The sequence below is a fragment of the Asticcacaulis sp. AC460 genome, assembly GCF_000495795.1.
Classification (GTDB): domain Bacteria; phylum Pseudomonadota; class Alphaproteobacteria; order Caulobacterales; family Caulobacteraceae; genus Asticcacaulis.
This window is the reverse complement of record NZ_AWGD01000003.1, coordinates 138,441-160,607: the sequence shown is the minus strand read 5'-3', so window position 1 is coordinate 160,607 and position 22,167 is coordinate 138,441. Positions and strand designations below refer to the sequence as shown.

Here is a 22,167-nt window from a genome sequence, read left to right as displayed (position 1 = left end):
CATAGCCACTTCCGGGCCATCATCGTGGCAACGATCACTTGCGGATCGCAAGGTAACGCACCACAATATGTAGACATGTCCGTGTGGACCTGCTCCCCAGCCACCCACAGATAGTAAACGAAGGGTTAAAAACCGCAATATATGGTGTGAGGGGAATTTACGACTGTCCACATATATCTATATGTTGTGTTCGGATGATCCACATATGTGGATAAATTAACCCTTTTGATTGGGTAGGGATGGCGCTTGACCTTATTGGGGAGCGTGTGGCATCTGACGGCTACGCCTTGAAACGCGGGTGTAGCTCAATGGTAGAGCAGCAGCTTCCCAAGCTGAATACGAGGGTTCGATTCCCTTCACCCGCTCCACCTTTTGTCGGACGTGCGCTTTCCGTCTCGGCTGCACGGCTTGGGCGGAATGCCTTGATCGAGGTCAAAGACTGCCCGCAAAGGTTCGGGTGAAGTCAGGCTATGTCCCATAGTTTTTTCGAAGCCTTTCGTCCGTTTCAGGGTCTGGTTCTGGCTTTGGGTCTTGGGCTGCTGATCGGGGTCGAACGTGGCTGGTCGCGACGTGACGATCCCGCAGGGGCGCGTGTCGCGGGCATCCGCACGTTCGGCCTTTTGGGCCTGACTGGCGGGATTGCGGGCCATCTTATGGCGAAGGCGCCGTTTGCCGGCCTTGTTCTGGTTGCCACCACCGCCCTGGCGCTCGTGGTCGGATATGGCCGGCATTCAAAGGCGAGTGGAAATGTCAGTATTACCTCGACGACAGCCGGCATCGTCACCCTGGCCATAGGCGTTAGCGCTGGCATGGGCGAGATGGTGCTGGCCGCTGTCGCGGCCGCCCTGATGACGGTGTTGCTCTCGTCGCGGCGGCAACTTCACGACTGGCTAAGAGGGCTTAGCGAAGCCGAGGTCCGGGCGATTGCGCGATTTGCCGTCATTAGTCTGGCAGTATTGCCGCTGCTGCCCGACACTGATTTCGGCCCTTTCGGCGCCTGGAATGCGCGTCACATCTGGATGGTGGTGGTTCTGGTGTCCGGCCTTTCGTTCGCCGGTTATATGGCGGCAAAGCTGCTGGGACCGTCGCGTGGGATACTGGCCACCGCTGCTGCCGGTGCCGTGGTGTCGTCGACGGCCGTCACCGTCGCGCTGTCCAGCCGCATCCGCCAGCAAGAAGGCCGGGAAGGCGTGCTGATCGCCGGCATCGCAATCGCGTCCGCGGTCATGTTCCTGCGCGTTCTCATCCTGACTGCACTTCTGGCGCCTTTCGCTTTGCCTGCTTTGGCCGTTATGGTGGTGCCGGCGGCTCTCACCGGGGTGATCTGCGCTGGCTGGCTGATCTGGCGGACGCGAACTGGGCAAGTCGAGACGCCCGCGAATCTTGAGGTACGTAACCCATTTGACCTGTGGCCGGCGCTGTTCCTGGCCGCACTGGTCGCCGTCCTGTCCCTGGCTGCCCGCTGGCTGATGGCCGAAATCGGCGAGGCCGGTTTGGCGGCCGCCCTGGCCGTATCGGGCATGGTCGATGTCGATGCGGCGATTATCACCATGGGCGGCTTGCCTGACCATGCCTTGCCCGGCGTGACGGCCGGCCTGATTCTGGCGATGCCGGTCATGCTCAATACGCTGGTCAAGACCGGTGTGGCGGTCGTAGCCGCGGGCGGAAAAGCTGGCTGGCGCGCGGCTGCGCCCCTGTTTCTCAGCCTGGCAGCCGGGCTGGCGGGGGCTCCGTTGCTGCTGGTGTTCGGTTGAGGTCGGCGCGCAAGCGGCGCATGGGTCCATCTGTCCGGCACCTAGAATTACAATTGCTGTAAGGCAGGACTTGCTGCTTGAAGTCAAAAAGTAACACTGTTACGCCGTCTTTCATATTATCCGAAATGCGCAAAATGGGTTGGTTCGATGAAACTTTACGTCTTGGCCTTTATCGGGTTTGTCCTTGCCAGTTTTGCCGTACTGCCTGCTGCCGCACAAACCAGCGAGGCCGAAGGCATCATGAATTCGCTTCAATCGGATTACGATTACGCCATGGCGGTAGGAAAGACGGCGGCGGACGCCTATGATAATGGCGACTATGTCCAGGCGTGCAACGGGTTCCGGTCGGCGGCCAATATGCTCCAGTCCGTCGCAAATCGCGCCTACAACACGTCCTTCAAGCTGATCCCCGGTATCGATTCTCGCGCCCTCCTCGCCATGTCGGAGGAGGTCGAGTCCTTCGCCAACGACACCTACGTTCTGGCACATGATGTCTGTGAAATGGCCGGCACGTAATCCCCTTTTCTGCGGCCGGACATCGTCTTCCGGCGCAACATTCCGTCCTTGAGAGAGGTTGCTCATATGCGTCGATTCATGCCTTTGTTGTTCGTCGGTTGCGTTCTGATCAGCGCCACGCCGGCTTTGGCCTATCCACCCAAGCCCCAGGACTGGCAGGCGCTTTCAGCCAACAACGTGGCGTTTCTTGCGGCCTGGGATGGGTTTGTGTCCAATTACAAGCCTGGAGGTGGCAAAAGCCTCGACGAGGTTCAGGACGACCTGGCCAGCCAGATGGTGTCCGTCAATGCTGCCTGCACGCAGATTCGGGATCAGATCGGCTCAGGTATGACGTTTGGTCCGGAACAGTGGACCAAGGGCTTTGCACATACCTGTTGGGCCCTCGCCAGCTTTCAGAAAGCGGGTTCGCGTAACCTGGCTGACAAGGTTTGCGGTGAAACCAAGGACGCACTGAACTTCTTTACAGCCTTCAAACCCAAAAAATGGCCCCAGGATTATCCCGAAGCCCAGGATCACATCGCGCAGTTTACGCAAGCCAACCATCTGCTGCGTGAGGTCCTGTTCGAGGCGGGCGCAAAACAGTGCAAACCCTTGAAGTGACCTCTGGGTGGGATTGAGGTGGCCGTCGCGCCTCGGCCAGGGTTCGGCAGGTGAAAGCCTCGCGCGATTTACATTCTCCGCACGGTCTTTGTACCGACGCATGCCCGGCATGCATTGACAGGCATCAACGGCGCCGTACCTGTGTGCGGCGCCGTTGAGTCATCAGAAGCGATAGCCAAGTCCGACGGATATGACCGACGGATCCAGCGTTACCTCGGACTTGAGCGCGCCGTTGTTGATCCTGGCGTCGGTGCCGTAGAACACCTTCTTGTAGTCGATGTTCAGTACCAGATTCTCCTTCAGCCTGACGTTGGCGCCAGCCTGAATGGCGGTGCCGACGCTGTTCTTGAGCCGAACCTTGAAGCCGTTGAGATCCTTGCCGCCGTACCAATTCATGTAGTTGATGCCGGCGCCGACATAGGGGCTGACCTTTCCGCCGGTGTTGAAATGGTATTGCGCGGTGACGACTGGCGGCAGGACCCAGGTTTCATGAACCGCAACATCGGTTCCTGTGCCGACGGCCTTGATGGTGTGCTTCGATGTCCCGAGGATGGCCTCGACCGCCACATGATCGGTGACGAAGTAGGTGAAGCCAAGCGTGGGTACAGTGCTGTCATTAACCGCCACGTCCAGTCCGCTGTCGGCGCCGGCGGCGGTCACAATCGCGCCCGATTCGTCGGGAGCCACGGTGGTCAGGCGCGCGGTCACCTGCCAGGTGCCCTTCAAGCCAGTGTCCTGAGCCATGGCGGCTCCGCCAAATCCGGCAAGAGTCATAACCCCTATAAAAATTGTGGTTTTTGCGGCATCCATCATGGCTTTCTCCTTTGCGGCCGTTGAGAGCCCGGCAATTAGTCCCCGTCGTTTGCAAATGCACCTGCACAACATGTCGCGCGGCAGGTTGACGCAGACGTCGTGAAATTAAGGCAGCACTTCTTTAAGTATTTGGAATTTCAAATCCGCCGAATTCGCTGAGGATTCTGCGTTTTGTCGTAAAAATATAAAGTTAATGCTTCTGTTTGATTTAGATCAATCCGGTTGCGGATTGAATATGCTATAGACGGGTGAGTTTTTTCGACCGTGCGCGGGGCTCGGCGCAAGTGCGACTGATATGGCGTGGCGCGGGTGTGCGTCTCACGCCGGATTCGGACGTGGCGGGTCGCACCTCCTGGACTGCGTCTGAAATGACCCGGCTTAATAACCACGTCATCGTCCTTGCCGTTGGCCTTAGTGCCTTGGCCGGCTTTGTCGATGTCCTGGGTTTTCTCGAACTGCACGGCCGCTTCGTGGCTTTCATGAGCGGCAATTCGACCCTGTTGGCGCTCGCTATGGCGCGACAAGACGTCATGGCACTAAGTATCGCGGGCGGAATTATCCTGACCTTTGTCACCGGCACCTTCGTCGCGACTCTGATTGCACATTTTGTTCCCAGACACCTGCATATTCGTGTGGTCTTGTGGCTGGTGGCCGGGCTGCTGTTGGCCGGCTTTTTCAGCCATCTCGCCGGCTGGCCCGTCGTGGCGATCGCCGGGATGACCCTGGCCATGGGTGCCGCGAATGCCGTGCTGCAACGCGATGGGGAAGTGGTGGTGGGCGTCACCTATATGACGGGGACCCTGGTCAAGATCGGCCAGAAGGCCGCGCAAGGACTGACGGGCGGCGCCCGTTTCGCCTGGCTGCCGTACCTGCTGCTGTGGGCGGGCCTGGTTGCCGGAGGCATCATCGGCGTTTTGATCTATGACAAGGCAGGTCTCAACGGATTGGCTATAGCTGCGGTCTGGGCGGCCATTCTCAGCCATTACGCCGTCTGGCTCCGCATCGCGATTCCGTCCGAAGCGGCAAGGGACAGCTGAGATGGAATCGAGCCAATGATCCTGGCAAGAGCACAATCATCTGCAGTGCCTGGCCTGGGAAGCCCCGCGCTACGCCAGCTATCAGACCGCGGCGACGGCGGGTTTCCTGTCCACGGCGCGGGGCTGGACCTAACGTGGCGACAACAGCGTCATTACCTTCGACAATCCGCTGAAAAAGCTGATGCGGGCATTCGCCTGCACCTTCGACCGTTACGCCGGCCGGCAGGATGGCCCGCAGCGGTGTTCGACAGTGGCATGACCGGTCATGAATTATTAAGACGCTTCTGCAATCCTTTGCACGATCAATCGGGGATTGTGTGTGAAGCGGTTGTATAGGCGCGTGAAGTCCTGGCTCGATCCGATGGCCATGGGAATGGGCCTTGCCATTTTCACCGTATCCGTTGTGGCGGGCCTGTTCATCTACCAGAAAACGGTGGAGCAGCTCGATGGCATCGTGGACGGACGTTTGCGCAACCTGGCCGTTATGGCAGCCGACATGACCGATGGCGAGCGGCATGCCACCATGGTTCGCCCCGACCAAAAGGGCAGCGCGGACTACCAGCGTCTCATTGCGCCTTACCTTAGCATCCTCAGGGCGAACGACCGATATCGTGGTTTCCTTGTCGTTCCACGACCCTTGCATCTCGACGACGCCATCCATGAGAACGTAAAGGAAGTCGACCGTGTCGCCTTCGTACAGAAGCGTCGTGCCGGCGGGGAATTTCTGCATGAAACCGCCGGACGTAAGGTCGGCGAAACAGGCTTCGGCCATGGTCGAGAACACTCTCAGGCCGCGAACCCGCTCCAGGTCGCTATCCTTCATGCTCTCTCCAATACCCCTGTTCTCGAATCACGGGGGAGGGTGATCCGAACCGGTTGGGGTGTCAAGGCGCGGCATGGCAAGACTATAAAGCGGAATTTGCAGTCATATATTAGCAATTCAGCGATGTTGATTGACTTTATTCGGATATGCGTTCGACAATAAACAAGAATTTTAGTGAAGATATAAGGATGGCATTTTGTTATAAGTAGATATTTTAATACCCATCGCGTTGGCCGGATTTGTGTGAGAATTTCTATCTCATGCCTGCCTGTTATCGCGTAATATTTATTTTGATCGTCGACTTAAGTATTTATGATTGTGAGATCAACCCTGGCGAAAGAAATTGGCTTTGGCACCACATAGCGATGATTTGGCGGCTGAATTATTTTCGCCCATCGATTTTATGTCCAAGGGCTGCGATCGCCTGAAGCTAATTTGTGCGCTTATGGTCGTGCCGAAATCCGGCCGCAAATTAAATTCTGATGATGTGGCCAAAATGCTTGGCGCACTTCGCAACGATTTTCCGTTACAGTTTGCCGATGAGGCGCAGGATCTGATCCCTATTCTGCAACTGCGGGCCCGCCCCGGCGATGAACTGGTTGCCGTTCTGCGAGATCTCGCAACCCTGCACGCCGCCGCGGGTCAACAACTCGGCCTCTGCGCGGCTGACCTGGAAACTTTGTGGAAGAGCAATGTCTCGCCAGCGTCGTTCCAGGCGATGGGCGAAGAACTTTCGGCCGTAGCGGCCGGGCTACACCGCCACCTTGCCCTGGTCACGGCGGTCGTGCTGCCGATTGCCCGTTTGCGCTTTACTGACGGCGATCTGGCGGCGCTGAGGCAGGGACTGGCTGCGCGGCGCGGCATCGCCTTGCCTCACTCCCAGAATTGACCGGTATCAAGGTCCCGGTGCGCGGTCCAGGTAAGTGTGAACCGGCGGCGCCCGTCACCGCGGCGCATTGGCGAAGGAGACGTCTGTGACAAAGCGCATTTTGATCGTGAACGGCAATCCGGCGCGCCGGCGCCGCAGCTTCAGCGAGGTCTTGGCGTGTGCCTACGCGGAGGGCGCGACATCGGCGGGCCATGAGGTGCGAATGGTCAAGCTGGCTGATCTCGACTTTGATCCCATCCTGCACGAAGGTTATCATGCCGACCAGGAGCTCGAGCCCGATCTGGCCGCCGTTCAGATTTCGATCCAATGGGCGTCGCATCTCGTTTTGGTCTATCCCATGTGGCAGTTCAACATACCGGCGCTCCTCAAAGGCTTTTGCGAACGTGTCTTCACGCCGGGATTTGCTTATAGCACCAACGCGGAGAACCCGCTGGATGCCGCATTGCTCAAAGGCAGGTCGGTGCGTCTTATCCAGACGATGGGCATGCCGGGGGCTGTTTACTGGCTGGCTTTTCGCGCCCACGGCGGCAAGGCCTTCAGGAACCTGTTCGCGTTTTGCGGCTTCAAGCCTGTCCGGCTGAGCGTTCTCGGTCTCGTCGAGGACGGCGCCGATACCCGGCTGAACCACCTCGACCGGGTCGAAAATCTGGGTCGCAAGGGTATATAGTCGAAAAGAGCGCGGACTTTATCGTGGCGGTGCCATAAGGAGGGCATAGGTTACGATGACTTGGCTAAAAAGTTTCAACACGACGTCGAGCGCCGCCGCCGTTGTTTTAAGCGTGCGTTTCTGAATGACGATAAGCTCTTCGGTAGACCGGCCGGCCAGGGCGTCGAGAGTGCTTAGGCGCACGGGGGCGGTGTTTTCGGCAATGCCCCCGGTAAACACGACGGCGTCCAGTGCGTCCCCTTGACATCGAGTCCGGTGTTTCCATCGCAACCATTTAAAATCGTTGATCTCCTTCGCCTTCCCTTATAGATGGGGCCATGGGTGAACGGATCTATCTTTATGACTCGACCCTGCGCGACGGGGCGCAGGCGCAAGGCATCGATTTTTCGGTGGCCGACAAGCAGGCCATAACCGAGGCGCTGGATGCGTTCGGCATCGATTATGTCGAAGGTGGATGGCCCGGCGCCAATCCCACCGACGACGCCTTTTTCGCCGCCCAGCCGGCCGTAAAGACCACCCGGATTTCCGCTTTTGGTATGACCCGCCGCTCGGGCCGGTCGGCGTCCAACGATCCGGGATTGCAGGACCTTCTGGCCGTCAACACCCCCACCATCTGCATCGTCGGGAAGAGCTGGGACTGGCAGGCCGAGACGGCCCTGAAAGTGTCGAAGGCCGAGAACCTGCGCATGATCGCAGACTCGATCGGTCATATCGTCGCCAATGGCCGCGAAGCCGTCTTCGACGCCGAGCATTTCTTCGACGGCTACAAGGCCAATCCGGGTTATGCACTGGAGGTGCTGAGCGCTGCCCATGCCGCCGGCGCCGAATGGCTGGTGCTGTGCGACACCAACGGCGGTTCGATGCCATCGGAGGTTCGTGAGATTGTCGCCGCGGTGAAGGCGCATTTGCCCGAGGCGCGACTGGGGATTCATTGTCATAACGACACCGAGCAGGCGGTGGCCAATTCTCTGGCCGCGGTCGAGGCCGGGGTGCGCCAGATCCAGGGCACGATCAATGGTATCGGTGAGCGCTGCGGCAATGCCAACCTGATCGCGCTGATCCCGACCCTAATGCTCAAGATGGGTTTCGATACGGGCTTGAGCGATGAGCAGTTGACGCGCATCGGCCAGTTGTCGCGCCTGGTCGACGACCGGCTGAACCGCGCACCCAACCGTCATGCCGCCTATGTCGGCGCCAGCGCCTTTGCCCACAAGGGCGGGCTGCATGTCAGCGCCATGAACAAGGACAGCCGGTCCTACGAGCATATCGACCCGGCCCTGGTGGGGGCGACGCGCCTGATCCTGGTGTCGGACAAGGCCGGCCGTTCCAATATCGTCAACCGGCTGCATCAGATGGGCATTGCGGTCCGTGAGGATGACGACCGCATCGGCGACCTGGTCAAGGCGGTGAAGGAGCGTGAGGCGTTGGGCTATGCCTATGAGGACGCCAGCGCCAGTTTCGAGCTGATGGCTCTGCAGAAGTTGGGGACGTCGCCGTCTTTTTATGAGCTGCAGAGTTATCGGGCGTTGGATGAATGCCGCATCGACTCGCACGACAAGCGGTTTACCGTGGCCGAGGCGACAGTAAAGCTGAAGATCGGCGGCCAGTCCGTCATGACCGTGGCCGAGGGCAATGGTCCGGTCAATGCGCTGGATGCGGCTTTGCGCAAAGCTCTGCTGCCGCACTATCCGGAGCTGTCGGCCATGCACCTGAATGACTACAAGGTGCGCATCCTGACGCCGTCGGACGCCACGGCCGCCTTGACGCGGGTGATGATCGAAAGCCGTGATGACGATGGTCACAAGTGGAACACGCTGGGGGTGAGCCATAACGTTATCGATGCGTCGTATCACGCATTGTTCGATGCCATCACCTACCATCTGATGAAGGCACGCAGGGCGTAGCGCTTACGGCGCCACGCCCCAGTCCGGGAGTTTCAGGCGTGCCTTGTCGCCGCCTGTGACCTGGATCCGGGCGATTTGCCCATCTCTCAGGCTCGCTTCGACCACGGTGTTGCGCGGTGCGTGCAGGCGGAAGTCGACATCCCAGTCGCGCGGCCAGGCCGGGAACAGGTAGATGTCGTCGCCCACCGTCTGCATAAGCATTTCCTGCAGCCCCACCATGCCGGAGCCGCCCCAGTTGTGGTCCGGCATCCAGTCATGACCCGGCCCCCAGAAGGTCGGATAGCGCCGCCCGCTGTCGTCCAGCTTGGCGACGATACCCGTTTTCGCCTCCTCCGTCAGGCCCAGCCGGGCGCAGAAGATGGCGTCCTGGTGCCAACTGACATGGTCCTTCTGGGCGGCCGTCTCGATGCCGTAGCGCCAGGTGTCGATGGCCAGCTGCAGGTCCGAACGGCCGATACCGTATATCCCATAGGGGAATACGGGATACAGTTGCGGAATTTCGACATTTTGGATGCGGTCGAACAGTTCCGCCGGCGCCAGGGTCTTATGCCCTTGCATGATCCGCGTCGGCAGCGGCGGCAGCCGTTTCAGAAAGCCCTGATAATAGTCCCGGCGTTCGCCATCGACATAGCGCCCCGGCAGCTCCAGCATGCGCGACGTGACCGTCTTCAGCGCGGAAAGCGTCACGGTCGAATTCAGTGTCGTCTTATAGGTTTCCGTCGCTGTGCCGGGATACAGGACCAGATGGCCGTTTTCGTCGACCGGCTGGCCCTTCATCAGCCGCGTCTGGCGCGTGTAGTGTTCATCGAAAAAGACCAGGCAACTGTGGATCAGCGGCAGGTAGGGCGAGATGTCCTCGCTGCTGAAGCGTTCGACGTCCAAAATCATCAGGCAGAATTCAAAGACTGTGTCCCATTGCCGGTCGACCCACGCGCTGTCCTCGACGCCGGGATCGCGGCTGCCCGCCTGGGCGAAAAACCGCCGCCAGCCATAGTCGAAGCCGCACGGCAGGCCGAAATTTTCGATCTGCTCGGTGAAACTGGCGCCCTTGTGCTTCCAGTAGATCTCAGTGCGCAGCTCGGCATTGCCCAGGGCGCGGGCGTAGAACAGGAACTGCGAGTCCATCAAATCGAAATCGCCGCTCTTCAGCATCGGCCAGTAGACCAGCCGCTGGTTCTGCGCTGTAAAAATCCCGCCGCCCCATTTGCGAAAGTCCGGGCTTTCCTTGATCGAGGGATCGACAAACTCCGGGTCGGTGGTGAAGTTGCCGCCGTTGAACTTGGTCGGATACAGGCCATAGGCGTTTGTCCCAAGCTGATGGCGGAACAGCTGATAGTTCCGGCTGATGCGCCAGCCGGCATCCTCCGGGCCCTTGCCGGGATTGATCCGGATATGGCTGCGGTCCTGGAAGGCTTGCCACCAGGCCTGGGTCTTGCGCTGCGCCGTCGCGCGGCCGCTCAAGGACTTGGCGGTCAGGGCATTGAGCCCCTTACGCCAGGTTTGGGCGTCGTCAGTATTGGCGATGTGACAGTGGATGCGCAATTCATGCCGACGCTTCGGCCTCCGGCTTTTCAGCCGCCAGGCGGTGAAATCGGTGCTGGCATAGCGGCCGGCTTGCGTGCCGGCGGGAACCAGGCCTTCGCCCTGCATCAGAACGCCGAATGTGAGGCCCTTCAGCGGGTTCCACATCCGGTCTTTTACGCTTTCCAGGCCTTGCTGTTTGACCAGCAGGTCGAAGACCGTATCGCTGTCGCGGTTGCGATGGAAGGACACCACGTCGTTGCCGTTGAACGCCGTCGTATCGGCAAAGGCGGTCGGGACAACGGGCGCATCGTCATAGGACCGGTGCATCCCCAATTCCTCCGGCCGATAGGGCCGGTCGGCGGTGCGCCATGTCTCGTAATGGGCGGTCAACTCGACCGGTTTGGCGCTGTCGATCTCGACATGAACGACGGGGGAAAAGGCATCGACCCAGAGGACCAGACGCATGCCCTGGCCTTCGATCACCACATGGCCCTTATCGAGGTCGAGGGTCTGGCGGAAGGAGACGCCGAAGGGATCGGGGTTTAGCTTTAGCCGTATCCGCCCTAGCTTGAGGTAGGCATTGGTTTCGTCGAAAGCGCCGCTGCGCGAGACGTAGAACAGCACGTCATTGTCCTCGACCCAGACATTGAGGCCGATATCGCCGCCGCCGCACGGCATGGACTCCAGCGCGTTGCGGCTTTGCGACGTCCACACCGGATTGTAGGACGGAACCTCCGCCGCCTGTACCGGAAAAAGCGGTGCCATGGCACCCGCCGCCGCCAATCCGACTGCGCCGCGACGTGTGTAGTTGGCCATGATCTTCCCGGTCCAGATTTCTATTTTTACAGGCGAAACTTTGACCGATTTCGCCGCCGGGCGCAATCGATCGCGCGTTGACAATTGCGTAAGGCGGGAGCCTAGATTGTCGATGGCTTCCAAAGGCTTTCTCGACCTTCATGTCATCCGCTACCTGCGTCAGAAGCCGCAATTGCTGCAGTCGGTGGCTGCGGCCCTGGTGGTGCTGGCCGGCTGTCATGCCTTCACGGCGGTCACGGGGCTGACCGCGGCGCTGGTGGCGTGGAACACGTTCACCTGCCTGTATATCGCCATCGCCTTGTTTCATATGCTGCGCGCCAGCTACGCCACCCTGGAAAGCCGGGCGCATCTCTATGACGACGGCGAGGGGGTGATCCTGATCCTGTCTGTGGTTGCGGCCGGTTTGAGCTTTGCCGCCATTGCCGGCGAACTGGCCACGTCGTCGGGTTTGCCGGCGGCGGAGAAGGCCTGGCATATCGCCTTATCCGGCCTCACGCTTCTGTCGTCGTGGACCTATATCCACCTGGCCTTCGCCTTTCATTACGCCCACGGTTATTACAGCGGGCTGGCGCGCGCCAAGGGTGTCGCGGGCCTGATCTTTCCCGGCAAGGAGCAACCGCATTACAGCGACTTCCTGTATTTCGCCTTCGTCATCGGGACCTCAGGCCAGACGGCGGATGTCGCCTTCGCGACGCGCGAAATGCGCCGTATCGGCACGGTCCACTGTATTGCTGCCTACCTGTTCAATGCTACCGTGCTGGCCCTGACGATCAATATCGCCGCATCACTGATTGCGAAATGATCAGCGTGTGTACAGCATCTCGGCGACCTTGACAGCATAGCGGTCGGTCATGCCCGAAACGAAGTCGGCCAGGGCATGCAGGGCGTCATAGGCATTGTCGATATCGTGCAGTTCGAGGCTCAGCGCCCGAGCCAGTTGAACGTGATAGGACGACAGCGCGTCGGCCTGCCAGCCGGCGCGCGCCAGGTCGTCGAACAGCGGTATCAGCCCGTCCAGGGTACGGTAGATGACATTGCGGCCGAAGACTTCCAGTTCGGTCTTGCGCGGCGCCTTGAAGATGCGGTCGCGGGCCAGGTCCTTGATGGCCTGGAATTCGATGGCCTTGGATGAGGCCTCGATCAGCGAACCCGAAAAGGTGCCGTTCATCAGGGTATCGTAGTGAGCCTTGAAGGCTTCGACACAGGCAGCGATGGCGCCGGTGACGGCCAGGGCGCGGTAACCGGAGATCTGTGCCGCTTTGGAGCGGTAGACGGTTTCGCGGTTGCGCTTGAGGAACAGGGCCGACAGCAGGCTTTCGGCCTGGTCGAAGGCGATGTCGCCGCAGGTAAAGGCGTCTTCCAGGTCCATGATGTTGTAGCAGATGTCGTCGGCGGCCTCCATGAGGAAGACCAGCGGATGGCGCCGCCACCAGATGCCTTGCGGGCTTTGGATTTCCGGCAAGCCCAGGGCGGTGGCGGCTTCGGCGAAGAGGGCGACATCGTTGTCGAACAACCCGAACTTCTTGAGGCCGCAATAGGGCTCGGACCGGTGGGCGCTGATATTGGCGGTCGCCGGATATTTGGTGAAGGCGCCCAGGACGCTGAGGCTCAGGCGCATGCCGCCTTCGTTGGTGTACATCTCGTTGCGCGCCAGGATGCGAAAGCCTTGGGCATTGCCTTCGAACTTTTTGAATTCCTGGTGATGGCGGCGGTCGAGGTCGGCGAAGATGCCTTTGGGGGTTTCGAAGCGCTCGGCAAACCAGCGGCCGATGGCCTCCTCACCGGAATGGCCGAAGGGCGGATTGCCGATGTCGTGGGCCAGGCAGGCGGCCTGGACGATGCCGGAGACCTTGTCGCGTTCGGCATCGGTGAGGACCTTGTCGTCGACCAGCCACTGGCCGACCTCGATACCGAGTGAGCGGCCGACGCTGGAGACCTCCAAGCTGTGAATCAGGCGGTGGTGGATGTGGTCGTTATCGTAGAGCGGGTGGACCTGGGTCTTGTTGGCCAGCCGGCGGAACGGCGCGCAGAAGGTGATGCGGTCGATGTCCTGCATGTACATGGGCCGGCCGGGCCGTTCCTGATAGTCCGGCGCCATGAGACGCGTGGTGTTGAGCAGGTTGGTCCAGTCCATGGCGGCTCCGGCACAGGTGAGTAACGGGGTGTGGGGCCCGAGGCCCCACAAGTCTTCTTTTCCTTAAAATCCTTCGCCCTCAAAGGGGGCGAGGGATTTTAAGGAAGGGAAAGACTTGGGGCCGCAGGCCCTAAACCCCGTTACTTGCCTTTGGCCAGATCGTCAAACGCCCGCAGCACCCCGATGAGTTCCTTCATCTGTTCGATAGGGATCATGTTCGGGCCGTCCGACGGGGCGCAGTCCGGATTCTCGTGCGTTTCGATAAACACCGCCGACACCCCGATCGCACAGGCTGCCCGCGCCAGGACCGGCGCGAACTCGCGCTGGCCGCCCGAGGTCGTGCCCTGGCCGCCCGGCTGTTGCACCGAATGGGTGGCGTCGAACACGATTGGATAGCCCGTCTGGGCCATGATCGGCAGGCCGCGGAAATCGGTCACCAGGGTATTGTAGCCGAATGATGTGCCGCGATCGCACAGCATCACCCGCTCATTACCGGTCGAGGCGATCTTTTTGGCGACATTGGCCATGTCCCACGGCGCCAGGAACTGGCCCTTCTTGACATTGATTGCCTTGCCGGTTTCGCCGGCCGCCAGCAGCAAATCGGTCTGGCGGCACAGGAAGGCCGGAATCTGGATGACGTCGACCACTTCGCCCACGGGCGGGCATTGATGGGCATCGTGCACGTCGGTCAGCACCGGGCAGCCGAACTGTGCGCGCACGTCCGCAAGGATCTGCAGGCCTTCGTCCATGCCGATGCCACGCGCCGTACCGATCGAGGACCGGTTGGCCTTGTCGTAGCTGGACTTGTAGATGAACCGGGTGCCAGTCGGCGCGCAGGCCTCGGCGATCCTTTCGGCCATCATCAGCGCGTGGTCGCGGCTTTCGATCTGGCACGGTCCGGCGATCAGGGCAAACGGTTCGTCGCCGCCGATCTTGATGCCGCCGACCTCGATCACCTTGGTTTTCACATGTTGCGCGTTAATCATGGCAGTACACTCTCAATTCTTTCGACATCGACCGGATTGTTCAACTCCCAGAACACCCGGCCGCGGCCATCGACCTCGACGCAGCGGATGGGCACGCCGTTTTCCAGGAACCGCAGTTGCTCCAGGCCTTCATGCTTCTCCAGCGGCCCGGTGCTCCAGCCGACATAGGCCTCCAGCGCCTCGGCACGATAGGCATAGACGCCGACATGGTGGAAGACCGGGATCAGGTCGCCCTCGGCAAAGGTCTTGCCCGTATAGGGGATGACCTCTTTCGAGAAATATAGGGCGTTCATGCTGGAATCGAACACCGCCGTCGTCCCGCCGACGCGGCCGTGCAGCCGGTCCTCGACGAAATTGGCATGGGTCACGGCGTCGCACCGCAACACCGGCGTCGCCATCCGGACCTCGGGGTGCTTCTTCATCTCGGCGATCAGGTCCTCTACGAACCAGGCCGGGGTCAGGGGCGCATCGCCCTGCAGGTTGACATAGAGGTCGTAGGCGTGCGGTAGGCCGGGCAGAGCATCGGCCACCCGCTCGGTACCGTTAGCGCACAGTTCCGACGTCATGATCACCTCGGCGCCGAAAGCCTCGGCCGCGTCCTTGATGCGGTCGTCGTCGGTGGCGACAAAGACGGCGTCAACGCCCCGGACCGCCTTGGCGGCTTCCCAGGAACGCTGGATCAGCGACTTGGCGACGCCGTCACGGCCCTTCAGCATAACCAGAGGCTTGCCGGGATAACGGCTGGAGGCGTAGCGCGCCGGAATGATGACGACAGTTTTCATGCTACACCCGCGCGCAAACAGTCATGGATATGGATCAGGCCGACCGGCGTATTCGCCTCGTCGACGACGAACAGGCAGGTGATCTTGCGATCGTTCATCACGCCCAGGGCTTCGACCGCCAGGTGGCCGGCGGCGATGGTGCGCGGGCCGCGGTGCATGACCTCGGCGGCCTTGCGCGACATCAGCCCGTCCATGTGCCGGCGCAGATCGCCGTCGGTGATGATCCCGGTCAGGACGCCGCCGTTGCAGACACCGACCACGCCGAAGCTTTTGGCGGTCATGACCAGCAGGGCTTCGCTCATCGGGGCGCCTTCGCCGATCAGCGGCAGTTCTTCGCCCTTATGCATCAACGCCGAGACGGTCAGAAGCTGCGCTCCCAGCTTGCCGCCCGGGTGGAAGACCTTGAAGTCGGTCGGCTGGAAACCGCGCTTTTCCATGACCGCCACGGCCAAAGCGTCACCCAGGGCCAGGGTCATGGTGGTCGAGGTGGTCGGCGCCATGCCGATGGCACAGGCTTCCGGCGCATTGGGCAACAGCAGCGGCACATCGGCCGTGGTCAGCAGGGTCGAACCCGGCCGCGACGCCACCCCAATCAAAGGAATGGAAAAGCGGCGGGTATGGGCCAGGATGTCGCTCAGTTCCGAGGTCTCGCCGGAATTGCTGAGCACGATGCAGACATCGTCCGGGGTGATCATGCCGAGATCGCCGTGCGAGGCTTCGGCCGGGTGGACGAAGAAGGACGGCGTGCCGGTGGAGGCGAGGGTGGCGGCGATCTTACGCCCGATATGGCCTGACTTGCCCATGCCGGACAGGATGACCCGGCCGATGCAGGCATGGATCAGTTCGACGGCGCGGACAAAGTTATCGTCCAGCGAGCCGGCGAACAGCAGCAAGGCCTCGCCTTCGGTGCGCAACACGCGCGCGCCGGTGGCCAGGACGGCGGTCTGGGCATTGATATCGGAAACGGGCGCGGTGTCGGACATTCTGGCTCGCATATGGGAAGCGCGCCCCTCTTAGCAAGCTTGTTTCGTCGGAACAATGATCGTGTTGGCTCAGCCGGCTGCCGGGCCGGCAGCGCAGTCATAGTCGATCCAGCGATAACCCAGGGCGCCCTTGTGAAGGCGCAGGCATAGCGCCTGTCCGGTTGTGGCGCGTTCATATACGGCGTAATCAACCTTAAGGGACGCTGGCATATCGGCAGGACCCCAGGCGGCGACATCGACATAATAGCTTGTGCTTCGGCGCCCCTCGTTGATGCGTTTGTCGACAACGACGGTCCGATAGACCGTTGGTGGCGTGGTGTCCTGAGCTTCGTTGTACAGCAAAACCCCGCCCCAGGCGCCGGCGCCGACGATGGCGGCCGTCCACAGCACGGCGGGGAAAGCAATTTTCCGGTCAATGAGAATCACCAGCCCCATCACGACAGCCGCCATGGCCAGGCCTGGTGTTGCCGCCGCCATCTTGTCCAGGACGTCATCGTTTACGAAGAAGCTGAAACCCAGGGCGAGGGCCGGAACCAGGAAGGCCGGGGCCAGTTTAAGCTTGGGATTCTTGATGTCCCACATCAGCGCCCAGCGGCCGTTGGACAGCGCGGCCATTACCAGAACGGCGACAAAGACAGCGGCGCAGGCCAATCGCGCGTAGAGCAGGGGATGGGGATAGAAGGCCAACCACGCGCCGCAGGCACAGCCGGCTATGTTGATACCGGTCAACAGTTGGCGCTGAAGCGCGATCGCGCGCTTGCGCTGGGCGGGATCGCTTCCGAAAGCGTCATTGGCGATCAGGCCGGCTTCGTATTCCGCCTTGTCCCGGGCGTCGAGATCGGTGACGTCCGCCAGCCAGGTACTCAGGCCCGCCTGACTGCGATAGTCGGGCAGGGTGAAGCGTCGGCCGTCCTTGAGATGAAAATGCAGATAGCTGCCGTACCGGGAACTGGTAGTGCGGTAGCCCAGAAGTTCGTCCCGGCGGCCGGAAAACCGGCGAAAGAGCCCCTGGAACTCGAATCGGTCAGGCCAGACGCTCAGCCTGCGCCGCAGGACGGCGCCGGCTCCACACATGACGACAACGGCGACGATCGCCAGGAATGACAACAGGGTGGTGTCGCCGCTCAGCCAGACAAGGCCAAGGACAACCAAGCTGCCGATCAGGGTAATACCCGCAAGGACCCTGACCCATGCGGCGGCACGGTAGACGTTGGGCCGGCCGCTGAGGTTATTGCCGAAAGCGTTTTTCATGACCGGGTCCGCGCGGCAGGGTCACCGCGGCCGGGTGCGATGTAGATGAACAGCGGATAGTGGCTAGGGTCGAACATGGCTCCCCCCTCGGGACGGTCCGATCCTGCCTCGTCTTTGCGCCTTTGTCAAAATCACGCCGCCTTTTTGGCCTCCGGGGCGATGAAGGGCTTGGCGCCGTCGTCGTACAGGATTTCGCCCGGGCGGGCCGGATCCATCGAAAAGCGCTCGACCAGCGGCGTCTTGTTGCCCTTGAAGCCGCCGAACGCCTTGGCGATGCGCGCCAGCACGATCTTGAACGGTTCCAGCACCTTGGGCGATTTCGCCACCGACGGGTTCAGGCCGAACCAGCGCCGCAGCAGTCCGTTGGCGTACAGCACATTGGCGTGCCACAGCGATTTCGGCGTCATGAATTCGATCGACAGCGAGACATTGACCATGTCGCCATTGACGATGCGGTGCGGGGCGTTCTGGGCCCAGGTCAGCATCTCGCCGGGCTTCAGGTCGTGGATCAGCGCCTTGGCATCGAACTCGGTGGCGTAGGGCAGGTTCTCATCGGATTCGCGCAGGGCGATGCCTTCGATCTGGGCGTCGGTGAAGAAGCCGGCATCGACGGGATAGAGGTAGACCTTCTTCACGCCGCGGATCTGCCACAGCATGACCATCGGGATGTCGAGGTGGTAGACGACGTGGGCGTTGGGCGAGGAGATCAGCAGGCCCAGGTCGTTCTTCAGGTTGGTCTGACCGGTCTGGTCCTTGACCTCGGCGAAGATGCGGTCGCACAGAAGCTTGACCGCGCTGTCGGCGTGGTTGACCCGGCGCAGGTTCAGCCAGAAACGGCCGGCCTTGACGCCTTCCATCAAAGCGCGGCCATCCATGTTGTCGGACCGGCCCAGGTACCACTCGCCGAACACGGTCGGGTCGTAGCCCATGGTGAAGACTTCCAGGCTTTCGCGCGGATAGCGGTCGATCAGTTCGATCAGCGCCTCTTCGGTGAACAGCTCGCTGTCGGCCAGGTCGTGGTTGAACAGCAGGTTTTCCTTGCCGAATTTGCGGGCCTTGTCCTCGTTCCAGTGCAGAAGCGTCATCGGTTATCCTTTGCGTTTGGCCGGCTTCAGCAAAGCCTGGCCGTAGAATTTCATCTTGAAGGGCGGGAACCACAGGGTCTTGCCCAGACCCCGTGCCGCCTTGTCGATCAGGTAGGCCGCCTTGGGGGATTTCGTCGCGAACGCCGCGCCCGCCATGACACCGAAGACGGCGGCCTGGACCAGGCCCTGCATCATCCATGCCGCGCACTTCAGGTACTTGCCGTTGACGCCGGTCGAATGGGACGGGCCCTGGCCGTAGGCGAAGCCGCGCCGCAGGGTGTAGTCGAAGGTGGCGCGTTTGGGCGGCACGTCTTCCCACACGGGGGCGTCGGCGGCCCAGCTCATCACCTTGCCCTGGGCTTTCAGGGCGGTGAACAGGATGTCGTCCTCGCCGCCCATCTCGTTCTGGGTGGTGGCGAAGGGTAGGTCATCCTTCGGGAAGACGGCGGTGCGGATCAGCGAATTGCCGCAGCCGTAATAGTGCGGCAGGACGCCGGACTCTTCGGGCCCGAAGCGCGAGAAGAAGGCTTCGAAATAGGGGCGGTACTGTGCGACATCGTGGGGGATGCGGGCGGTGACGGGACCGAAGACGACATCAGCCTTGAAGCGCGCCTGGTTGGCCAGCATGCGCCACAGCCAGTCGGCGGGGGCCTCTTCATCGTCATCGAGGAAGGCGATGAACTGCGCCTGCGTGGCGGCCACCGCCGAATTGCGGGCATTGGCGACGCCGGTCTTCGGTTCATGCACGAACAGGACCGGAAACGGCGCGTTCAGGGCGAAGGCCTCGACCTGGGTGCGGGCGGACCCTTCGGGGCTGTTGTCGCAGACGATGAGATTGAGCGCTACGCCGGCCAGGCCAGTCTGGGCCTTGATGGAGGCCATGGCGCGGTCCAGGCCTTCGGGTCGGCGGAAGGTCGGTATGATGGCGCTGACGGTTTTCTCGGTCACAACGGGTTGGCTCATGTCAGGCATCGGGGGATCCCTTGCGTTTGGGCGCGGTGACCACGGCGTGGGTGAAGCCACGCAGGCGGTCGACCGTGCGTAACTCCAGGCTGGCAATCACATCCATGCGGCGGTCAATGCGGTTCAGCAGGTGGTCGACTGGACGGATGGCGCGCTGCAGGCGGCGGCCGGCTCTGAGGAAGCCCTGCTTGAAGCGGCCCGCCGGCGACGAACTGAAGACCATGGCGTTGTGGACGATGCTGTGGTGGTTACAGAAGGCGGGCTTGTAATGCTGCTGGCCGGTCGACAGGTCGTACCAACTGATGCCGGCGTCCTTCAGCGGGATGCGGCAGTCGTTGAGGAATATCTGGCCGGGCGAGAAGGCGCCGAAGGCCGGGTCGTAGCTCGAAATCCACGGGTGGGCGCGGTCGCCCAGGCGCGGGCCAAACTGGTACATCAGCGGGGTGTCGCCGGCCATAAGGGTCACCAGGCAGCCGTGCAAACCGTCCTTCGGCGCCGCCAGCAGGTTATCCATCAGGCGCTGGACCCAGGGGGCCGCCAGGAAGTCGTGCAGGCCGGTCTGGCGCACCTGGGCGCGTTTCAGGGCGATCATGGCGTCGAAATGGCGGCGGCTGTCATCGCCGATGAGAAAACGCGGTTCGCCGACCTGGTCGGTCAGTTGCCGGCGCAGACGGTTGATGTTCTTGGCCAGCTTCTTGACGACATTGTTGCCGGGATCGTCGCCGCGCAGATCGATGGCATAGGCGTCGTCCGGGGTGGCGTCGGCGATGGGCTCGCCGAAAATACCGTAGGGGTCGACAATGCCCGAGACATGGAAGCGGTCGATGCCGGCCAGTTCCAGGGCCTGGTCGATGGTAAAGCCGGGGTCGGGCGCGGTGATGATGGTGCTGTAGTCGGAAAACGGCGCGCCGACAGGACGGGCAAACCGGTTCGGCCGGCGATGGTGGGCCAGGAAGCCGATGGTCTGGGCACCGCGGCGGTAGACGGCGACGTAAACATCGTCGCGCACCTGGGCCACAGCCTGCATGAAGTCGGGCGACAAAAGGGGCGAGGCGAAGTCGGGCGTCACGGTGGCCAGGTCGCGCCAATAGGCGATCTCGCTCTGGGGCAGGTCGTGGGCCTTGTATAGGGTGCAGGTCAGCATGGTCGCCTTCGGATCAGAAACTTACGGTCCCGACGGTACCTGCAAGCCTCATGCCGGAAAAATAGCGCAAACCTAGTAAATATAAGGTTTTGAAACATATTTAACCGGTATTAACTTATGGGTTTTGTGACAAGCGTCCGCGTCATTATGACAAGGTTGCTTGACAATGCCGTAACGGCATGTAAAGTCTCCTTGTCATCGGAGTTCGAGGGAGGTTTTCACAATGACACAAACGGCAACACGAGCGGACAATCCGGTCGGGACGGGCAAATACGTCGTCAAGGTGCTGTTGGGCCTGGTCTACACGGTCGCCTGCGCCGTGGCTGAGCGCATATCGCCGCTGCAAACCGGTCAGGTTGAGATCGGCGTGGTGGTGACCGCGATCGTTGCGGCGCCCCTCCTGGTGTGCGCGGGACTGTATGCCCTGTGGTGGCGCCGGGCCGATGAGTTTCAAAGGCTGATCGAATACAAAGCCTCGTCGTCCGGCGCCCTGGGCGGGGTGCTGTTTCTGGTGCTGATAAAGCTGGCCGGTTATTTCTGGCCGGCCGTGGATCACGTCCCGTCCCTAGCGGTCGTCGGCATGGTGCTGCTGTACTGGGTCAATAACAGCCACCGGCTGAATGTCCGGGCGGCCATGCCCTGAGGGGGCGGGTTTTCATTTTTTGGAGGGTTTATCATGACAGCGACACGCGGCGCATTCATCATCGGCATCGTCGTTCTGGGGGCGATGGCAGGCCTATTGGGCGGGTTCAATCTGCACTGGTCTCGCGAGGCGGTGTTTCCGTTATACGGCATCCTCATCGATGTCCTGGCGATACCCGCGCTGATTTACGTGTTCCTGTATGTTCGCCGACTGAAAGTGGCGGTGACGGATGAATTCGCTGAAACCAAAAAGCGCCTGGCGGCGCAAACCGGCTTTGTCGTCGGTTTCGGTCTGTTTGCCGTATCGGGAATCGTGCCCATGGTCTTTCCCGAAGCCTACAATACGTTTATCGGCACGCTGGACGGGGCGCACGAAGGCTTCCTGATGGGCCGGGTCCTGGGCATGGCGCCGTTCGTCATCGGGCTGGTCATCGGCCAGGTTGTCGCCTGGACTAAATATCGCTGAAGGTCGGATGAACAATCGTCTCAAGGTCCTGCGCGCGGAACGCAACTGGTCCCAGGCCGACCTGGCCGACCGGTTGAAAGTGTCGCGCCAGACCGTCAATGCCATCGAAACCGGCAAGTACGATCCGTCCTTGCCCTTGGCCTTTCAGCTTGCCAGGCTGTTCGGCCTGCGGATAGAAGACATTTTTACGCCTGAATGAACATGTCCAGTGGGGGGATGATGATAGAGACTGTTTGTAAATCCGTCAGGCTGGCCTGCAAAGTGCTGTTTTCTGCGCTTCCGGTGCTCACGTACTTGAGTTTTCGTCGTGCTAACGCTTCGCTCCTTGAGCACGGGACGCTCCGCTCCGGTTCTCGAAGCCAGCCCTTTTCGGCTCAGCCCGTCGAAT

General features: G+C 61.2%; 22 protein-coding genes and 1 tRNA gene. 13 read left to right on the top strand and 10 right to left on the bottom strand.

Translation table 11 applies throughout. The features are described 5' to 3' along the window. The first annotated feature begins 294 nt into the window (after window positions 1-294). The 4 genes from ABAC460_RS27330 to ABAC460_RS27315 all read left to right on the top strand — a co-directional run bounded on the left by ABAC460_RS27330 (window position 295) and on the right by ABAC460_RS27315 (window position 2,870). Window positions 295-368: transfer RNA gene (locus ABAC460_RS27330), tRNA-Gly, on the top strand. Window positions 369-470: 102 nt separating this feature from the next. After that, window positions 471-1,754, top strand: a complete 1,284-nt coding sequence (locus tag ABAC460_RS27325; protein WP_023451764.1) for an MgtC/SapB family protein — start codon at window positions 471-473, stop codon at window positions 1,752-1,754. 147 nt (window positions 1,755-1,901) lie between these two features. Next, window positions 1,902-2,270 (top strand): hypothetical protein, encoded by a 369-nt coding sequence (locus ABAC460_RS27320; protein WP_023451763.1) that lies wholly within the window; start codon window positions 1,902-1,904, stop codon window positions 2,268-2,270. A 78-nt stretch (window positions 2,271-2,348) separates the two neighbouring features. Continuing rightward, window positions 2,349-2,870, top strand: a complete 522-nt coding sequence (locus ABAC460_RS27315; RefSeq protein WP_023451762.1) for a hypothetical protein — start codon at window positions 2,349-2,351, stop codon at window positions 2,868-2,870. A 162-nt stretch (window positions 2,871-3,032) separates the two neighbouring features. Here the strand turns inward: ABAC460_RS27315 and ABAC460_RS27310 are convergent, their stop codons facing one another. Beyond that, window positions 3,033-3,680 carry an OmpW/AlkL family protein gene (locus ABAC460_RS27310; RefSeq protein WP_031236314.1) on the bottom strand — a complete coding sequence of 216 codons (648 nt, stop codon included), beginning with the start codon at window positions 3,678-3,680 and terminating at the stop codon, window positions 3,033-3,035. Between the two features lie 371 nt (window positions 3,681-4,051). Between ABAC460_RS27310 and ABAC460_RS27305 the strand changes: the two genes are divergently transcribed. The 5 genes from ABAC460_RS27305 (at window position 4,052) to cimA (ending at window position 9,003) form a co-directional block, all read left to right on the top strand. Next, window positions 4,052-4,720: a YoaK family protein gene (locus ABAC460_RS27305; RefSeq protein ID WP_023451760.1), complete on the top strand. Its 669-nt coding sequence runs from the start codon at window positions 4,052-4,054 to the stop codon at window positions 4,718-4,720. 319 nt (window positions 4,721-5,039) lie between these two features. Next, window positions 5,040-5,705, top strand: coding sequence for a hypothetical protein (locus ABAC460_RS50335; RefSeq protein ID WP_200863650.1), 666 nt, complete (start codon window positions 5,040-5,042; stop codon window positions 5,703-5,705). Window positions 5,706-5,892: 187 nt separating this feature from the next. After that, the gene (locus ABAC460_RS27295) at window positions 5,893-6,432 is read left to right on the top strand and encodes a hypothetical protein (RefSeq protein WP_023451758.1); all 540 of its coding nucleotides are present in this window, start codon (window positions 5,893-5,895) and stop codon (window positions 6,430-6,432) included. Window positions 6,433-6,517: 85 nt separating this feature from the next. After that, entirely contained in the window at window positions 6,518-7,099 is a 582-nt protein-coding gene (locus ABAC460_RS27290) for an NAD(P)H-dependent oxidoreductase (RefSeq protein ID WP_023451757.1), read from the top strand. A 317-nt stretch (window positions 7,100-7,416) separates the two neighbouring features. Then, window positions 7,417-9,003, top strand: a complete 1,587-nt coding sequence (gene cimA, locus ABAC460_RS27280) for a citramalate synthase (protein ID WP_023451755.1) — start codon at window positions 7,417-7,419, stop codon at window positions 9,001-9,003. A gap of 3 nt (window positions 9,004-9,006) precedes the next feature. Here the strand turns inward: cimA and ABAC460_RS27275 are convergent, their stop codons facing one another. Continuing rightward, window positions 9,007-11,343 carry a DUF5703 domain-containing protein gene (locus ABAC460_RS27275; protein ID WP_023451754.1) on the bottom strand — a complete coding sequence of 779 codons (2,337 nt, stop codon included), beginning with the start codon at window positions 11,341-11,343 and terminating at the stop codon, window positions 9,007-9,009. Between the two features lie 112 nt (window positions 11,344-11,455). Between ABAC460_RS27275 and ABAC460_RS27270 the strand changes: the two genes are divergently transcribed. Next, a complete protein-coding gene (locus ABAC460_RS27270; RefSeq protein WP_023451753.1) occupies window positions 11,456-12,145 on the top strand; it encodes a DUF1345 domain-containing protein in 690 nt (229 codons plus the stop codon). Here ABAC460_RS27270 and dgt read toward each other — a convergent pair whose 3' ends face one another. The 8 genes from dgt to ABAC460_RS27230 form a co-directional block, all read right to left on the bottom strand. Continuing rightward, on the bottom strand, window positions 12,146-13,477 hold the full coding sequence (gene dgt, locus ABAC460_RS27265; protein ID WP_023451752.1) for a dGTP triphosphohydrolase: 1,332 nt from the start codon (window positions 13,475-13,477) through the stop codon (window positions 12,146-12,148). Between the two features lie 140 nt (window positions 13,478-13,617). Then, on the bottom strand, window positions 13,618-14,463 hold the full coding sequence (gene kdsA, locus ABAC460_RS27260) for a 3-deoxy-8-phosphooctulonate synthase (protein WP_023451751.1): 846 nt from the start codon (window positions 14,461-14,463) through the stop codon (window positions 13,618-13,620). Next, window positions 14,460-15,245, bottom strand: coding sequence for a 3-deoxy-manno-octulosonate cytidylyltransferase (locus tag ABAC460_RS27255; protein WP_023451750.1), 786 nt, complete (start codon window positions 15,243-15,245; stop codon window positions 14,460-14,462). Before ABAC460_RS27255 ends, kdsA begins: the two co-directional genes overlap by 4 nt. Then, window positions 15,242-16,228, bottom strand: coding sequence for a KpsF/GutQ family sugar-phosphate isomerase (locus tag ABAC460_RS27250; protein WP_023451749.1), 987 nt, complete (start codon window positions 16,226-16,228; stop codon window positions 15,242-15,244). Before ABAC460_RS27250 ends, ABAC460_RS27255 begins: the two co-directional genes overlap by 4 nt. Window positions 16,229-16,297: 69 nt before the next feature. Further along, window positions 16,298-17,479, bottom strand: coding sequence for a hypothetical protein (locus ABAC460_RS27245; protein WP_023451748.1), 1,182 nt, complete (start codon window positions 17,477-17,479; stop codon window positions 16,298-16,300). A gap of 131 nt (window positions 17,480-17,610) precedes the next feature. Beyond that, window positions 17,611-18,564 carry a hypothetical protein gene (locus ABAC460_RS27240; protein ID WP_023451747.1) on the bottom strand — a complete coding sequence of 318 codons (954 nt, stop codon included), beginning with the start codon at window positions 18,562-18,564 and terminating at the stop codon, window positions 17,611-17,613. Between the two features lie 3 nt (window positions 18,565-18,567). Continuing rightward, window positions 18,568-19,527 carry a glycosyltransferase family 2 protein gene (locus ABAC460_RS27235; protein ID WP_031236310.1) on the bottom strand — a complete coding sequence of 320 codons (960 nt, stop codon included), beginning with the start codon at window positions 19,525-19,527 and terminating at the stop codon, window positions 18,568-18,570. 1 nt (window position 19,528) lies between these two features. Beyond that, the gene (locus tag ABAC460_RS27230) at window positions 19,529-20,671 is read right to left on the bottom strand and encodes a GNAT family N-acetyltransferase (RefSeq protein ID WP_023451745.1); all 1,143 of its coding nucleotides are present in this window, start codon (window positions 20,669-20,671) and stop codon (window positions 19,529-19,531) included. A 223-nt stretch (window positions 20,672-20,894) separates the two neighbouring features. Between ABAC460_RS27230 and ABAC460_RS27225 the strand changes: the two genes are divergently transcribed. Genes ABAC460_RS27225 through ABAC460_RS27215 form a run of 3 tightly spaced genes read left to right on the top strand, consistent with a single transcriptional unit; the run spans window position 20,895 to window position 21,978 of the window. Beyond that, on the top strand, window positions 20,895-21,314 hold the full coding sequence (locus tag ABAC460_RS27225; protein ID WP_023451744.1) for a hypothetical protein: 420 nt from the start codon (window positions 20,895-20,897) through the stop codon (window positions 21,312-21,314). A gap of 33 nt (window positions 21,315-21,347) precedes the next feature. Further along, window positions 21,348-21,779 carry a hypothetical protein gene (locus ABAC460_RS27220; RefSeq protein WP_023451743.1) on the top strand — a complete coding sequence of 144 codons (432 nt, stop codon included), beginning with the start codon at window positions 21,348-21,350 and terminating at the stop codon, window positions 21,777-21,779. A gap of 7 nt (window positions 21,780-21,786) precedes the next feature. Next, entirely contained in the window at window positions 21,787-21,978 is a 192-nt protein-coding gene (locus ABAC460_RS27215) for a helix-turn-helix transcriptional regulator (RefSeq protein WP_023451742.1), read from the top strand. Window positions 21,979-22,167: the final 189 nt, after the last annotated feature.

Bases quoted from the DNA above. Each gene is read 5' to 3' on its own strand.
- dgt (WP_023451752.1), bottom strand. From the start codon at position 13,477: ATGGACTGGACCAACCTGCTCAACACCACGCGTCTCATGGCGCCGGAC.
- ABAC460_RS27305 (WP_023451760.1), top strand. From the start codon at position 4,052: ATGACCCGGCTTAATAACCACGTCATCGTCCTTGCCGTTGGCCTTAGT.
- ABAC460_RS27315 (WP_023451762.1), top strand. From the start codon at position 2,349: ATGCCTTTGTTGTTCGTCGGTTGCGTTCTGATCAGCGCCACGCCGGCT.
- ABAC460_RS27235 (WP_031236310.1), bottom strand. From the start codon at position 19,527: ATGAGCCAACCCGTTGTGACCGAGAAAACCGTCAGCGCCATCATACCG.
- ABAC460_RS27230 (WP_023451745.1), bottom strand. From the start codon at position 20,671: ATGCTGACCTGCACCCTATACAAGGCCCACGACCTGCCCCAGAGCGAG.
- kdsA (WP_023451751.1), bottom strand. From the start codon at position 14,463: ATGATTAACGCGCAACATGTGAAAACCAAGGTGATCGAGGTCGGCGGC.
- ABAC460_RS27325 (WP_023451764.1), top strand. From the start codon at position 471: ATGTCCCATAGTTTTTTCGAAGCCTTTCGTCCGTTTCAGGGTCTGGTT.
- ABAC460_RS27270 (WP_023451753.1), top strand. From the start codon at position 11,456: ATGGCTTCCAAAGGCTTTCTCGACCTTCATGTCATCCGCTACCTGCGT.
- ABAC460_RS27215 (WP_023451742.1), top strand. From the start codon at position 21,787: ATGAACAATCGTCTCAAGGTCCTGCGCGCGGAACGCAACTGGTCCCAG.
- ABAC460_RS27250 (WP_023451749.1), bottom strand. From the start codon at position 16,228: ATGTCCGACACCGCGCCCGTTTCCGATATCAATGCCCAGACCGCCGTC.
- ABAC460_RS27310 (WP_031236314.1), bottom strand. From the start codon at position 3,680: ATGGATGCCGCAAAAACCACAATTTTTATAGGGGTTATGACTCTTGCC.
- ABAC460_RS27320 (WP_023451763.1), top strand. From the start codon at position 1,902: ATGAAACTTTACGTCTTGGCCTTTATCGGGTTTGTCCTTGCCAGTTTT.
- ABAC460_RS27240 (WP_023451747.1), bottom strand. From the start codon at position 18,564: ATGACGCTTCTGCACTGGAACGAGGACAAGGCCCGCAAATTCGGCAAG.
- ABAC460_RS27275 (WP_023451754.1), bottom strand. From the start codon at position 11,343: ATGGCCAACTACACACGTCGCGGCGCAGTCGGATTGGCGGCGGCGGGT.
- cimA (WP_023451755.1), top strand. From the start codon at position 7,417: ATGGGTGAACGGATCTATCTTTATGACTCGACCCTGCGCGACGGGGCG.
- ABAC460_RS27225 (WP_023451744.1), top strand. From the start codon at position 20,895: ATGACACAAACGGCAACACGAGCGGACAATCCGGTCGGGACGGGCAAA.
- ABAC460_RS27245 (WP_023451748.1), bottom strand. From the start codon at position 17,479: ATGAAAAACGCTTTCGGCAATAACCTCAGCGGCCGGCCCAACGTCTAC.
- ABAC460_RS27255 (WP_023451750.1), bottom strand. From the start codon at position 15,245: ATGAAAACTGTCGTCATCATTCCGGCGCGCTACGCCTCCAGCCGTTAT.
- ABAC460_RS27220 (WP_023451743.1), top strand. From the start codon at position 21,348: ATGACAGCGACACGCGGCGCATTCATCATCGGCATCGTCGTTCTGGGG.